General features: G+C 39.7%; 10 protein-coding genes, 1 riboswitch and 1 other annotated feature. Of the genes, 1 reads left to right on the top strand and 9 read right to left on the bottom strand.

Annotated features, from left to right (window positions below):
* Nucleotides 1-2: 2 nt before the first annotated feature.
* The 6 genes from ACYQ03_RS03015 to rlmH form a co-directional block, all read right to left on the bottom strand.
* A complete protein-coding gene (locus ACYQ03_RS03015; RefSeq protein WP_459907534.1) occupies nt 3-770 on the bottom strand; it encodes an aspartate/glutamate racemase family protein in 768 nt (255 codons plus the stop codon).
* Nucleotides 771-991: 221 nt separating this feature from the next.
* The gene (locus ACYQ03_RS03010; RefSeq protein WP_459907532.1) at nt 992-2,284 is read right to left on the bottom strand and encodes an MFS transporter; all 1,293 of its coding nucleotides are present in this window, start codon (nt 2,282-2,284) and stop codon (nt 992-994) included.
* Between the two features lie 25 nt (nt 2,285-2,309).
* Nucleotides 2,310-3,338, bottom strand: coding sequence for an LUD domain-containing protein (locus ACYQ03_RS03005; protein WP_459907531.1), 1,029 nt, complete (start codon nt 3,336-3,338; stop codon nt 2,310-2,312).
* Entirely contained in the window at nt 3,335-5,503 is a 2,169-nt protein-coding gene (locus ACYQ03_RS03000; RefSeq protein WP_459907529.1) for an LUD domain-containing protein, read from the bottom strand. Before ACYQ03_RS03000 ends, ACYQ03_RS03005 begins: the two co-directional genes overlap by 4 nt.
* Nucleotides 5,504-5,669: 166 nt before the next feature.
* Nucleotides 5,670-5,879: a binding site (T-box leader), on the bottom strand.
* 183 nt (nt 5,880-6,062) lie between these two features.
* Nucleotides 6,063-9,002: an HD domain-containing phosphohydrolase gene (locus ACYQ03_RS02995; RefSeq protein ID WP_459907528.1), complete on the bottom strand. Its 2,940-nt coding sequence runs from the start codon at nt 9,000-9,002 to the stop codon at nt 6,063-6,065.
* A 304-nt stretch (nt 9,003-9,306) separates the two neighbouring features.
* Nucleotides 9,307-9,391, bottom strand: a riboswitch (cyclic di-GMP riboswitch).
* Nucleotides 9,392-9,509: 118 nt separating this feature from the next.
* The gene (gene rlmH, locus ACYQ03_RS02990; RefSeq protein ID WP_459907526.1) at nt 9,510-9,989 is read right to left on the bottom strand and encodes a 23S rRNA (pseudouridine(1915)-N(3))-methyltransferase RlmH; all 480 of its coding nucleotides are present in this window, start codon (nt 9,987-9,989) and stop codon (nt 9,510-9,512) included.
* Nucleotides 9,990-10,268: 279 nt separating this feature from the next.
* On the opposite strand from rlmH, the gene ACYQ03_RS02985 reads away from it, so the two are divergent.
* A complete protein-coding gene (locus ACYQ03_RS02985; protein ID WP_459907524.1) occupies nt 10,269-11,933 on the top strand; it encodes a Na/Pi cotransporter family protein in 1,665 nt (554 codons plus the stop codon).
* Between the two features lie 48 nt (nt 11,934-11,981).
* On the opposite strand, the gene murA is transcribed toward ACYQ03_RS02985, so the two are convergent.
* The 3 genes from murA to ACYQ03_RS02970 form a co-directional block, all read right to left on the bottom strand.
* A complete protein-coding gene (murA, locus tag ACYQ03_RS02980; protein ID WP_459907522.1) occupies nt 11,982-13,235 on the bottom strand; it encodes a UDP-N-acetylglucosamine 1-carboxyvinyltransferase in 1,254 nt (417 codons plus the stop codon).
* 117 nt (nt 13,236-13,352) lie between these two features.
* Entirely contained in the window at nt 13,353-14,231 is an 879-nt protein-coding gene (locus tag ACYQ03_RS02975) for a peptidase MA family metallohydrolase (RefSeq protein ID WP_459907520.1), read from the bottom strand.
* Nucleotides 14,232-14,326: 95 nt separating this feature from the next.
* On the bottom strand, nt 14,327-14,905 hold the full coding sequence (locus ACYQ03_RS02970; protein ID WP_459907519.1) for a tetratricopeptide repeat protein: 579 nt from the start codon (nt 14,903-14,905) through the stop codon (nt 14,327-14,329).
* Nucleotides 14,906-14,985: the final 80 nt, after the last annotated feature.

Genomic DNA, 14,985 nt, shown 5'->3' with positions numbered 1-14,985 from the left:
TTTTACGCCTCTTTCCCGCTTATTAATTTTTGGTTAAAACTTATCTCTCCAGCAATCCAGGTTCTGCTACCTGCTGGTGGGTTAGGGTAGGCCCTTTTACTATGACTCAGTCTTTGTCTAATTAAACTCTCCAACATCGTCACAACCGCAATGGCTGGATCAATGACTGGTATGCCAATCCTATCACTAACTGCATCTGCCATACCCAATAATGATAAACACCCCAAAATTAGTACTTGAGCACCATCCTCCTCGATACAGCGCCTGCCCTCTCTGGATAAACAATCAATCGTTGTATTGATATCCCTTCTGACATTACTCAGGTTTATATTGATAGAACGAATGGAGCAAAGCCTTAAAGGATCGACGCCAGTAGTTTTAATAAATTCTTTTTTCTCAGGAATACGCTTAGGCGAAGTAACCAATAATGAAAAGTTGTAGCCTAAGCTAGCAGCTGTTAAAAATGCAGCTTGACCACCACCCAGTACAGGAATCCCAACAGCTTCCCGACAAGCTACCACAGCTGGATCACTCAGACAATACAAAATTATCCCATCGTAGTTATCTTGCTCTGCCTTAATCGCTTGCTGGATAATTTCAGCACTGGCTAGAGCAACATCCAAAGCAGAATCGATATAAACCGTACTACTTCTCAAACAATCCATGGACAATTCCACATCATGGCCGGTTACCTTACTTAAAATGTTGATTCTTTCCTGTATTTCTTTTGCCGTCATGCCATAATCTGGATTAATTATCTTAATCCTCAAATTATCAATATCCCCTTTGTAAAAAAAGAAGTCACGGAATAATTATACAATGTCATTCGACATTTTTGTACATGTTTTGGCTTGAAGTTAAGAATATCTTCTTCAGACAACATAATTTTATTTAATACACTATTTTTTATCTATTTTCTTATATTTAACATAAGTTCCAAGCTAACTTAACTACTGGCAATCTGTTTATACCCTATACCGTGTGTAGAGACTCAGGAGAACCGTCCCCTTGATTCTGTGTTAGCTACGAGGGGAATATTGGGCTTAACAAGGAACCAGGCACCTACGCCGACTAAACCGATTGCTGCCGTAAAAATTAATGCCGCCTGCCAATTAAACATTGTGGCAATAATAGCTGTGAGTGTCGGTGCCACCACGCCCCCAAGATTACCGCAAAGGTTCATCCAACCAGAAACAGTCCCAGTAAATTTCCGTCCAAGGTCATTACAGCTAGCCCAAGAAGCATTAAAGGTAAAACCAAGAGAGCCTAGAGATATGGTCAACCAGAATACTGTTATCATGGGAGTTATAGATATTGCCGCCAGATAAAGGGCCGCACTGGAAATTACTAAACCGCAGGAACCAAAATAGGTTCTAACTTTAGAAACTGAAAAACCGTGACCAACTAACCAATCACTGATAAACCCTGTGGTTAGGGTAGTAATGGCTAAGGCAAACCAGGGGAAAGCGGCCATGACCCCCATTTCTTTAAGGGAAAAGTTTTGTGCTTCCATTAGATAAATTGGTAACCAAGATAAATAAACATACATGATGTAGTCCGTAATAAAATACTGGATACCAATGGCCCAAAATTGGGTAGATTTGATGAACTTCTTAAAGGGAGCCAGTTCTTTCTTCTCGTCAACTAGGGTTGCCTGCTCGTTATCTTCTCTTATCTTCTTCAATTCTGCCTGGTTAACAAAGGGATGTTCACTAGGGTTATCCCTGGCTAAAAGCCACCAACCGAAAGCTACCAAGAAACCAATAGCACCAAAGAACCAAAATACTGCTTTCCATCCAAAGGCCGTCATAATGGATACAGTTATTGCCGGGGCCAACACTGGACCTACGAAGGATCCTGCCAAAATAAATGAATTGGCAGTACCCCTTTCTTTTTTGCTAAACCACCGTGATACTAAGACACTTCCACCTGGGTAAAGAGGACCTTCACCTATACCAAAAAGTGCTCGAACTATTCCAAAGGTAATAAAATTAGTAGCATGGGCAGTTAACATGGTAAAGGTTGACCACCAACTTATTGCCAATACCATGGCCTTTCTTGCACCGAAACGTTCTGCAATAATACCACCGGGCACTTGCATTAGTGAATAACCAATAAAAAATAAGGTTTGTACTAAACCAAACTGGACTTTATCAAAGCCAAAATCCTTCATAATCATAGGTCCGGCCACGGATAAATTTACGCGATCCATATAGGCAACAAAACCAATAACAAATAGGAAACATCCTAAAACCCAGCGCATTTTTGTAGCTTTTTGCGGCATTATACTCCTCCGTTCTGTAGTAACTCTAAATACTAATACCAACTGGGCAACTTCTATCACATTTGTTGCAGGATGAACAACCTGGATACTCTACCTCGTTAGTGTCTGAGCCTTGCGTCAAATACTTTGCTAACACCTTCTTTCTCTTTCCTGTATAACGATAGCCTTGTTGCAAGCCTTCCTTGATATAGGCAGGACAATCTACTAAGCACCCCCCACAGTGGAGACACTTGAGGGCAGCTAAGTCTCCCTTATTTGAATCTTCCAAACGACCATTGTCTAGTAGGATTACGAACACTTCTTTAGGGCCATGCATGCCCTGCACCATTTTGAACTCAATATCCGCTGTACGGCTTGGTCCCGAGATAAAGGAAATATAACTTAGCAAATCCTTACCTAGGCCATAAATACTGGTGGCACGGCATACAACGAGTGCTTCTTCTAAAGTAGACAATACCTTTTCAAGTCCAGCGATTACGATATGTTTGTAGGGAAGATTAGAGGTAAGCCTTACATGACCTTCAGACTCCAGCAATGCAATGGTTCCAGTTTCAGCGACGATAGCATCTGCTCCAGTAATACCATACTCAATTTGCGATGCTTGCTCGCGTATATCATTTTTTATGGTGATCACTTTATCCTTATCTAGAACAGGCGTATTAATCGTTGCTATTCTGGGATGTACATCTACGGACTGTCCTACAATACTGTCACCCAGATCTGATCGAACAATCTCTACATTATTTGACTGAAGATATTCTTGTAAATGTATCTCTGTAAATATAGGGTCCTTACTTAATAGAACCTTTTTACTAGAACAGAGAATTTTGCTAATCTGCTCCCTTGCCTCCTGAGCATCCTTTGCAAATAATACATGACATCCTTTAACCCCAAGCATTTTGATCGCTTGGTCAACCTTCTGCTTCAGATTCTTGGCCGTAGAATTTTTTGTCTCGGTTACTTGTTTGGCCAGCCCCGCATATTCAGAAAGCAGTTGTTGGCGCTCTACCTGGATTTGGCTTAAAATCTTTTCTGCTTTTGTCCTGGTATTCATTGATTACCATTCCTCCTGACATATGCTTGACTAAGCAATTGTACTGGATGAAAAACTTTTTGCTGCATACCCTTTTGGTTTATACCATCCCGGAAATGAAGTATACACCCTGGACATCCTGTGGCTAAAATGGAAGCGTCAGTATCTTTTAAGGACTTTAATTTTCCTTCGTTAATTCGCCTGGACAAATCATAAAATCCAATACTAAAGGAGCCCCCAAAACCGCAGCAGGCGTCTGCATCCTCCATCTCTATAAATTCTGCCCCCGGGAGTTCTTGAATTAGCTGACGAGGTTGTTGAAATATGCCTAAACTCCTTATCAGATGACAAGGGTCGTGATAGGTTATTTTTTCTTGCAGATACCCTTCGGGTTTTCTCAATTGAATATCTTCCATTAAAAATTGGCTAATATCCTTAACCTTTTGAGCAATTTTATTGACCTTTTCTACGATTTCCAGACTGTCCTCGGCAAATAATTTAGGATATTCCTCTTTAAAAGCTACCGCACAACTGGGGCAAGCAAAGACCATTGCATCACAATCTAACTGGCTATATATCTCAATATTTTTTAAGGCCATTTGCTTTGAATAATTTTTATCCCCGCTTACCATTGCAGGTATGCCGCAACACACATCTTCCTTGGCCATTTGCACTGCAATATTGTTTTCAGCTAGCACATGTAGCATTGCTTCACCTATCTCGTGTTCGGCATAGTTAACCACACAACCAGGGAAAAAGGTCACTGTTTTAACGGGATTAGGTAACTGTTTTGGTTTTGCTGTTTGCATAAAGGATTTTTCTTTGACTTTAGGTAACAAGCGTTCCCCGGGCAGACCCAGTGCAGGTAGAGAAAATCTGGGTGTTATGCCACTTGAAGAACCTTTTAAAAACACTCCCCCCACCGTGGAGGCCAACTTAGATACTTTAGGCAAGGTTTTCGGATTGGACAAAAGAGAAAAAACTTTTTCTTTTTTCCACTCCAAGCCTTCTTTATCCACCAGTTTTTGTCTTAGTCGTTTTAGCATTTCAGGAGTATCCATTTGCACCGGACAGGAGGTCTTGCACTTTTGACAGCCGATACAGAGAGACAAACCGTTTTCCACTGTTTTCTGCAAGTTTCCGTGAAAGGCAGTAAAGACCAGTCCCCGTCCACCCAAATATTTGTAGCCGTATTTCTCACCTATCTCAGCATATATTGGACAAAAATTAAGACAACTGCCACAGTTAATACAATAGAGGGATTCAGCGAAGCCATTTTCAATGGCCTCAGTTCGACCGTGCTTAAGTAACACTACATGAACTTCCTTTGGACCCTGGCCACCAGTTAGGGCCTCTAACTCCGGGTCAGTACAAGAACTAACGCCAGAAATCACAGAAACATAGGTACCTATATCTTGACCCACCCCATAAACGGCGGCTGACCGTACCACCTGCATTGCATCTTCTAGTGTGGGAACGATTTTTTCCACCCCTGCAATAACTATGTGAATTTTGGGCATCATGGTTACAGCACGTATATTACCTTCATTCTCTGTGACAAAAACACTACCAGTATCCGCTGCTATTGCATTGGCACCGGAAATCCCCACATCTGCCCTAATTAGATAATCCCGCAGCCCATTACGTGCTGCTACCACCAGGGCTTCATGGGTACATTCAAGAGTAACCCCAGCCTCTTCAGAAAAAATTTCGGCAACTTTTTCGATGGGAATATGAATTGCCGGAGCCAATGAGTGGCTTGCTTCACTATGGGCTAACTGGTTAATTCGATCGCCAAGATCTGTTTCAATTACTTGGAGTCCTCGTTCTTCAAGGACATGAGCTATATTTATTTCTTTTCCGGCGTTAGTTTTCGATTTTACTACGATCCCTTGGGATATTAGATTTAATATGTAATTTTGGGCTTCTTCAGTGGTTTCTGCCACATGCACGCGACAGCCTTTGTTCTCTAAGGAATGTTTAGCTTTGGCAACCATTTCTTCAAGGTGGCCAACACTATATTCTTTAATACCCCGCAAGGTTTCTGAAAGTTGAGGGTAATTCAACACCATTTTTTTCATGGCAGGCCTTATTGCGTTGAAAGCTCTAAATCGCCCTTTACGGGAATCCATATTCTGAAGTCCTAAAGTAACTTTACTTCGTTGGATTTTGTAGCTCTGTACCATAAAAACACACCTCCTATTGGCTTAAAAATAATTTTCATTTTTTTATATCTAAAATTTATACACAATACCCCCTTCTAGATTTCCGGAATATTATGTTTATTTTTGGGTTGGAGTTCCCTATGATTAACTGTTAAATTACTCTAAAAATATATAAACCTCCCATCCCATAAGGGACGAGAGGTTTCCCGCGTTACCACCCTAGTTGATAAGTAAAGATACTTACCCTCTTATTAGCTATAACGGGCATACCCGGTTCAAAGTACTATTTTCCAATGAACACTCTGGGGCGAGATTCAGAAACTTGGCTCACCGTCTTTCACCACCAACGGCTCTCTGAAGAGTTACATCACTTACTGCTCCCCATCAACGCATTTCCAATATTTATTCATGTGCTAATTATATGCATGTCGAACTGACGTGTCAATACATATAAATAATTTCGCGAATAATCCGTCAATTAGTCTAATCTAGGGACTGGAATTCCTACTTCAAACACAAAGCGATTTAAAAAGGCTTCTCTAACCCTTAGAGTTATAAGAAGCCTTCTAGCATTATGATTTTAAATTTTACTGGCAATATAAATAAAGGTTGGCACTAAACTGGGGTCAAATTGTTCCCCTGCGCAATTTTGCAGCTCAGCCACCGCTTCTTCGTGACTTATAGCCTTACGGTATGGGCGGTCATTGGTCATGGCGTCATAAGCATCTACTATTGATAAAATTCTGCATTCTAAAGGAATCTCTTCGCCCTTTAGGCCCAGTGGATAACCTTTGCCATTCCACCATTCATGATGTCTTAGTATCAATTCAGCGATTGTTTCTAACTCAGGTGCTGACTTGGCAATACGGTAGCCTATCTCAGAGTGTCTTTGTATTTCATTACACTCTTCAGAATTCAGCTTTTCAGGCTTATGCAAAATTTGATCGGGAATACCTACTTTGCCTATATCATGAAACTTGGCGAGTAATTGAACATCTACTAGCTTATTTTTGGGCAGATTCAAGGCTTCGGCTAATTTCATCGTTAATTCTTGCAGCCGTTCGCCATGACCTTCAGTAAGGTAATCTCTAGCCTCCAATGCCTTCATTAAGGTTCTAACCAATGCACTACGGTTGCTCTGCCTGGTATGCAACTTCTCCCTATACATATGATCGTCTGCAATTTTAAACAATTCCTCTAGAGTCAGTTTTTCACCTTTGTTTGTAGCCACACCAATAGAGATGCTTAATGGTAGATCCAGGTTACTTTGATTGTAATTATTGAGATTTTGATTAATTTTCCCTATCACCTTTTCTGCATTTTCTTTATCGTAATCAACTAGCAACACAGAAAACTCATCTCCACCAATTCTCGCAACTACATCATTTTTTTCCACAGACATTTTAATAATCTTGGCAGCCTCTTTGAGAAGGTTATCTCCATACTGATGACCAAAACTATCGTTAATTAACTTTAACCCGTTGACATCACCGACAATAATACTGATCGGCAAGTGGCAATAATCCTTTAATTTAAGTAGTTCTTGTTCGAAATAGGCTCTGTTGTAGAGTCCAGTCAGTGAGTCGTGCTGACTTAAATATTTAAGCCTTTGCTCGGCTTTTTTTCTGTCTGTTATATCACGTACAACCCCCTCAAGAGCTATGCACTGATCATTGTCATCATAAACCCTTACATACTTATATTCCAACCACCGTGTTCTCCCATCAGGGTGCAACCAGCGAAGGGTATTTTCTATACAGTCCTTGCCAGGTAAAAATCTTCTAGCAGTAACAAGGTCATCCGGGTCAATATGTTTTTCTAAAAGCCTATAGCCAGAACCATAGAAAGCACTCGGATGATAGCCAGCTATGTCATTTACTGCCGGGCTAATATATTCAAACTGGGGAGATAGATTTAACGTTATCCGGAAAATAACATCTGGTGAATTTTCCGCCAGTCGACGATAGCGAGCTTCACTTTCTCGCAAAGCATATTCGACCATTTGTCGTATGTTAATCTCGTTGATCAATTCCTTATTCATATTTTTGAGATTATTTGTGCGTTCTTCTACTAACTGTTCAAGATTTTCTTTGTGATATCTTAGCTCCGATTCCCGTTCTACTAACTGATTGGTCGCTTTGGCCAGTTGGTTTCCCATATTCATAAGTCCCAATGCAGTTTCATTGAGTTCTATTACAGGGTACTCTCTAATTAGCTGTTGATATTCTCCAGCCCCAATCCTATGCACCACGTTATTCAGATCAAGTAAAGGTTGAGAAATGTACTTACTCATTTGGCGAGATTTCTTATAAAGAAAGAAAAAGAAAACCATATAGAACAACACTAGCCCACCTATCATCATGGTACCAACCTTATTTAGGTCTGCACTCAGTTGATTGGCCGGAGCATAAATTTTTTGCTCAGGAGCAAGGATTAAAAGTTTCCAATTGGTTTCGGGAACGGTGGACCATGAAACCAGGTATTGTTTACCCCTAAGTTTCACGTTTGTTAGTCCAGTTGCTTTACTATTAACTTCATCACTAAATTTATTGAGCTCTGGGTGTTGACTTAAGCGGAAGGTCTCAGATTTTGTCATATCTCTCTTGACAGTCTCAGTATAATGATGGTTCGTTAGTTCTTTAAGGTTAAAATCCTCTTCTCCCTGTTTAGGTAAAGCAAGAATTTTACCTTCTTGGCTCAGGAGTATACCATAACCCTGCCAAGGGATTTGTAGGGTTAAAATACGGTTAATAATAGTATCTACCGTTATGTCTATGCCGACAACACCCTCCAAATAGTTCCCTTTGTATACCGGAGCTATACAAGAGGTCATCCAACCGTGTCCCGCTGGGTCTAGATAGACCTCTGTCCATTTAATCTTTTTATCTGGGTTATTTTGAAGGTCTGCCTGATAATAAAAGTTATAGGTTGGTATATTCATTTTAGGGGGATATTGCTTGAGTACTTCAAAATAGGGGTAGATAACGTTTAATGAGTCAAAGGAGTTAAAGTATAAAGAATCAACTAATTTTTCTGTGTGCAGGATATCCTTCATTAATGGCTCTAATGTTAATAGTTTAGCAACCTTTTGCCTCTCTAGTTCCCCCACCGTAACATATCCAGAATAGTAAACTGCAACCCCACCGGAAGTTTTATCCCTAGTGGTATAATAGGCTCCAGATTTATCATAGGCCAGCCTCTTGGCATCTTCTTTGCTTAAACTAGCAGGTTTTGCTAAAGCTATGGCGGTTTGTCTTTGATAGAATTCTGTTAGGTGTTGAACCCTGATCATCTGCTGCTCAATGATATCTGCTTGTTGTTGAGAAATATCTTTCAGTTCATTCCTCGCAGTTTCTCTGATTACTATGATATTCTCTTGTTTACTCCAGACACTTGAGTAAAAATAAATTCCTACAAAAACAAGTTCAACCATAAGTAAGGGAATCAAAGCAGTCCTTAGGAATGATCTCCATATCCATTTAAAAAGAGGCACTGGGTCAGCCTTATGCTTGTCTACCATGTACATCCTCCCCAGATCTAGTTCATAATCTCAGGACTTATTATAATAATTCTAATTGGAGTTAATGTAGTACTTAGGTAGTGATAAACACATAGGTAACTGGAAATACAGTTGATAACTAGTTAGTGCAATTCTAATAGAGCAAGTCAAAATTTTATCATAATATTTAAAAAATGTTAAACAAAAATCCAGATAATTATTTTTAGAGCATCTAGAAGAATAAAAGCTTAACACTCAACTTATAGTTTTTAATACTAAAAAGGATACTACCTTAGATTACCTTTTAGATAGTATCCTTTTCTTATTTGGTAACCCGGCGATCATAACCCTCACGGTTTTACACCCATGGTTTCACGTCCTTATCTTTCGATAAGTTATCCTTGGAATAATGTACCTTAGTAAGCTTATCATTTTTCGAACATATATTCAACAAACCCCTGGGAAAATTGAAATCCAAACCAATAATTTTCTAAGCCGCCAAAATAAAGATGCCGGATTTTTTCGCCGTTATTTATGGTATGGTTCATTGTGTATTATCTTAAACCAACGGTAGATCTGTTCCATTAACAACAGTCTTACTAATTGGTGGGGAAAGGTAAGGTTAGATAAGGATAGGAGGAGGTTAGCCCGTTGGACAAGTGTCGGGGCCAGACCGATGGAGCCTCCGATGATAAAGGTTATGTCGCTTTTGCCGGAGATAGCTAAGTCTTGGATTTTTCTGGCCATTTCTTCGGAGGACAGCATTTTACCCTTTAGGTCCAAAATAATTAAAAAGGTATCTGGTCGTAACTTTTTTAATAATTTGTCTGCCTCCTTCTGGCGGATTTTTTCTTCAAGGGCCTGGGAGGCATTATCCGGGCAGGGTTCATCAGCCACTTCTATTATCTCAACCTTGGCGAAGGGTGTCATACGCTTAGTGTATTCTTTAATTCCTTCTACCAGATATTTCTCTTTAAGCTTCCCAACACATAGGACAGTAATCTTCATAAATCAACAACCTTATCTTATAATTCCATTTGTTAGTTATTCTAATCTATTAACTCCATCTCTACTTGGCAGCCAAATCATTTTTTATGGCAATTATATTATGAAAGTTATGATATTTTAAACTATAGCCATGTTAAATTAATATCTACTTTTTTGCAAGTATATCCCTTTACTATTGTTTGTTAAAAAAGAATAGCATAGGCAATGAAAATAGAGTAACAATATAGGATAAGGTTTTCACCTAAACAATAAGCAGAGGTAATAGCAAAAAATAAAGGTGTGATATTATTGGACTTTAATATTCAGGAAATGCTGTTTGAGTTTTTGGGAGGTCTGGGTATCTTTTTATTTGGTATTAAATACATGGGGGATGGTCTTCAGGCGGCAGCAGGAGATCGATTAAAAGACATTTTAGACCGTTTTACAACAAACCCTTTGATGGGTGTGTTAGCCGGCATGTTTATTACGATATTAATTCAGTCCAGTTCAGGTACCACCGTGCTAACTGTAGCATTGGTTAGTGCAGGATTCATGACACTTAGACAGGCCATTGGTGTTATTATGGGGGCAAATATTGGTACCACTGTCACCGCTTTTATTATCGGGATTGACCTTGGCGAATATGCCCTGCCAATTATTGCATTGGGTTCCTTTCTCCTATTTTTTTTCCGCAGCAAGAATATAAGCCATTTAGGTCAAATTATCTTTGGATTTGGGGCATTGTTCTTTGGCTTAGAACTAATGAGCAGTGGTATGAAGCCACTTAGGTCTTTAGAAGAGTTTCAACAACTAACGCTTAATATGAGTGATCACCCCTTGCTTGGTGTATTGGTAGGTACAGTATTTACAGTTATTGTTCAAAGTTCCAGTGCAACAATCGGGATATTACAGCAATTATACTCGCAAGGAGCTATTAGTTTGAATGCGGCCCTACCAGTTTTATTTGGGGATAATATTGGGACAACTATAACCGCCGTCTTAGCTTCCATCGGTGCTTCAGTATCAGCTAGGAGAGTAGCCTCAGTTCATGTGTTGTTCAACATAATTGGCACAATCATTTTTTTAATTATTTTAGGGCTATTTACAAAAATGATCAGCTATTTACAGATAGCTCTGGATTTAAATCCTGAAATGACAATTGCCTTTGCCCATGGTATTTTTAATATTTCTAATACCATTATTCAATTTCCATTTATAGCATTACTTGCATGGATCGTGATAAAAATTATTCCCGGTGAAGACATTTTTGTCGATTCAAATATTAAATATTTAAATCCAATGTTTATTGAACGCTCTCCGTCAATCGCTTTGGGACAAGCAAAGAAAGAAATCCAGCGCATGGGTGAATATGCAAGGGATGCAGTCTCTGAAGCAATTAATTTTTTAAATACTAAGGAAAAGAAACACTCAACCCTTGCCTTGGAATATGAAAAAGCTATTAATCGATTAGATAAGTTGATTACAGAGTATTTGGTGGAGCTCTCAACAAAGCCTTTAAGTACACTTGAATCTGAAGAACACAATCGACTAATGAATACAATACGAGACATTGAGCGAGTGGGGGATCATGCGGAAAATATTATTGAATTACTTGAATTCCGTGTTGAAAAGAAAGTTAGGCTCTCAGAAGAAGCAAGGGGTGAGCTAAATCATATGTTTCAATTAACATTAGAAACTTTTAATGATGCCCTTGAATCCCTTATTAGTAATAATAAGGAACTTGCCAAAACAGTACTGGCAAAAGAAAAGCAAATTGATAAGATGGAGTACGATCTGCGCCAATCACATATTGGGCGTTTAAATGAAAAAATATGTACCGGTGATGCAGGAATCTTTTTCGTTGATATTGCAAGTAATCTTGAACGAATAGGTGATCATGCTGTAAACATAGCTGAAGCCGTCATAGCTGAACATACCAAACCTAACCCCATTCCTATTTCATAAAAGCAAGGGCGTACCAGCAGGCACGCCCATAGTTAGTTTTTGCATTACTTATGATCTTCTTATAAGGGCACCAAGGGAGGTAAGCTTTGGCTCTAGATTTGCATAGCCACGATCAATATAGTGTACATCGCCAATTTCAGTTTCACCTTTGGCCATTAATGCTGCTATAACCAAGGCTGCGCCGGCCCGAAGGTCAGATGCTTTAACCTTTGCTCCCTGTAAGGAAGCTACCCCTTCAATAACAGCCATCCTTCCTTCAACCTTAATGTTTGCGCCCATCCTCTTTATCTCATCTGCCACTCTGAAACGATTTTCAAAGATATTTTCTACGATAATACTAGTGCCAGGTACGGTGGACAAAAAAGCCATCATTTGAGATTGCATGTCAGTAGGAAAGCCAGGATATGGCATGGTTTTAATATCAATACTTTTAGCCTCTATATTAGCGGCATTCACACAAATGGTATCCTCACTCACTTCAACTTCAACATTTGCTTCCCTTAATTTAGCAGTTAGGGGTTCCAGATGCCTAGGTATAACACTCTCTAAAATAACTTTCCCTCTAGTCGCCGCCGCTGCAACCATAAAGGTTCCTGCTTCAATTCTGTCAGGAATAATGGTATAGCGGCCACCTTTCAATAAGTGTTGTCCTTCAATTTTAATTAAATCTGTCCCCGCTCCACGCACCTTTGCCCCGAGGGCATTTAAAAAGTTTGCCAAATCAACAATTTCTGGTTCCTTAGCTGCATTTTCAATGACTGTTTGACCATCAGCCAAACAAGCAGCCATGATAATGTTTTCGGTGGCTCCTACGCTAGGAAAATCCAAATAAACCCTTGAACCCGTTAATCTACCTGTTTTACCCTGTATAATACCCCGTTCTAGATTCATCTCTGCACCAAGGTTGATTAGCCCTTTAAAATGCAGATCCATGGGACGTATACCAATGTTGCAGCCCCCCGGTAATGATATCGATGCTTTTCCATAACGAGTGAGCATAGGTCCCAATAATAAGTTTGACGCCCTAAGTTGCTTCACCAATTCATAAGGAGCCTCGTCCTCGATATTTTTCGGGCTTCTAAGAGATAAAGTTTCCTCTCCTAACCAGCGAACCTTAACACCCATGGTTCCCATTATCTCTAATAAAATCCGAACATCACTGATATCCGGGACGTTATCTAATACAACCTCATCCTCCGCCAATAATGCACCGCATAAAATAGCGAGGGAAGCGTTTTTAGCACCACTTACTTTAACCTTACCATGGAGCGGTTGTCCTCCTGTGATTATGAGTTTGCTCAAATGTTTAGACCTCCTAAATATAAATCGCTCCCCGATCAACTAAAATATATTCTCTGAGGGTGTGGTAATTCCTGCTTTTTTATCAATTTCTGGCCAAAAGTCCTACAAATTCAGAGGTTATTCTTTTTCCTTTGCCCAATTAATGTAATTTTCCTCAAAGTCCTTCATATTAACACCTAAAACCTTCTCCAACACAGTCTCCGTTTTATTTCCCTGGGCTAAGTTCTGTAATATTACCTTCAGTGTATCTTCTCCGTATACTTCCGCTATATAGCGGACTGCCAGGTAAGACTGACGATAAGCTAAGGGTTGGTTTGGTAGATCGTCAAAATATGCATTCATCTCAGCTAACCTATACAAGGGTTGATCTAAAGATGCCTGAAGTTTATCAAATTCAAAGCCTGTTAATTTGTATTCTTCGTATTGAGCTATACCCTCTGTAAACCAGCGCGTATAGTTCCCCGATGTAATATAGTCAACCACTAGGTGTGTAAATTCATGGGCCATCGGCCCAGAATGAACAAACTCTTCTCGATACAAATTCGGATCATCCTCATCTATCCATATATGGGGGGAAAGTATTCGAATAACACCCGCCCAGTAAACTCCCATGGCACTTTCATTGGCTTCCCAACCAAAGTTACGATTCAATTCGGCTCTTGAGGAATATACAATAATTGGTATTTTACCTTTGCCAGTATAACCATACTTTTCAGCTATGGGAGCGTAGAATTTTTCTGCGGTGGCAAGAACCAATTCTGCATCCTTAACATTTCCCTGGCTAAAGCGAAGCTTGAAATGATCTCCAGAAAGGGTATGCATGGATCTGGTTGTCCACAAAGCTTTCTGTCTGAATCCTTCCCTATAGATAATATAGCTGCTGTTCTTAACAAAATAGGGTAGCTTCATAAAAAAAGCCGCCAAAATCAATACGGCAGCAAGGGTTATCCCTAAATACTTGTTTATAGAAATATTCCTTTTCTCCATTTGAGGCATATTTAGCACCTCCATCCTATCTTACTAATTAATCAGTTATAATTATAGTATTGTTTGATAACTAGTCCAAGTGGAAATAAAAAGAAGCCAGGCAATTATTGCCCGGCTTTCACCTTCCAAGCTTCTATGGATTTACGAGCTTCCTCTGCTTTGGGTCCTTTATCTTGGGAGTTCAGGAATTTCCCCATATAAGTTATAGCTGTCTGATAATCTTTCTTTTCTGCCAAAAGCTTCGCATACTGGAAATTTAAATCGCCATCATCCGGCTTTACTGCCAAGGCATTTTTTAATTCCTGCTCAGCAGCATCTAATTTGCCTTGGGTGTAGTACAGTAGTGCTAGGTTTTGGCGTGCCGAAATATCTTTAGGGTCTATCTTTACAACTTTTTGATAAGCTTCACTGGCCTTATCCAGTTGGCCTGCTTGTGTATAATAGGAGGCAAGGGAAGCTAATAAACCTTTATCCTCTGGATTTTTCTTAGCTTGTTGTTCCAAATTCTCTATTCTTTCTTCCAGTGTAGTCGGTATGCCTGATTGATTATTAGATCCGCCCAGACCTGACCAAGCTATTGATGAGGCTATAAGTCCCAACGACAGTACAGCCGCCAAGATACCTAGAACAATTTTCTGTATTTTCTTTTGTCTTTTCCTCCTAAAGAAGAACAACTGTATCACCTCATACCTTTAACTGCTATGGACAATCATAACAAATTGTTTGAAAAAAGTAAACCACCCGTGTAACAAACGGGTGGTTT

This window comes from Desulfotomaculum defluvii, from assembly GCF_054657375.1.
The sequence above is the reverse complement of the archived record's forward strand: the minus strand, read 5'-3'. Positions and strand labels throughout refer to the sequence as shown.

Coding starts and splice junctions, on each gene's coding strand:
- rlmH (WP_459907526.1), bottom strand. CDS start 9,989: ATGAAGATTACTGTCCTATGTGTTGGGAAGCTTAAAGAGAAATATCTG.
- ACYQ03_RS03005 (WP_459907531.1), bottom strand. CDS start 3,338: ATGAATACCAGGACAAAAGCAGAAAAGATTTTAAGCCAAATCCAGGTA.
- ACYQ03_RS02995 (WP_459907528.1), bottom strand. CDS start 9,002: ATGGTAGACAAGCATAAGGCTGACCCAGTGCCTCTTTTTAAATGGATA.
- ACYQ03_RS02975 (WP_459907520.1), bottom strand. CDS start 14,231: ATGCCTCAAATGGAGAAAAGGAATATTTCTATAAACAAGTATTTAGGG.
- ACYQ03_RS03010 (WP_459907532.1), bottom strand. CDS start 2,284: ATGCCGCAAAAAGCTACAAAAATGCGCTGGGTTTTAGGATGTTTCCTA.
- ACYQ03_RS03000 (WP_459907529.1), bottom strand. CDS start 5,503: ATGGTACAGAGCTACAAAATCCAACGAAGTAAAGTTACTTTAGGACTT.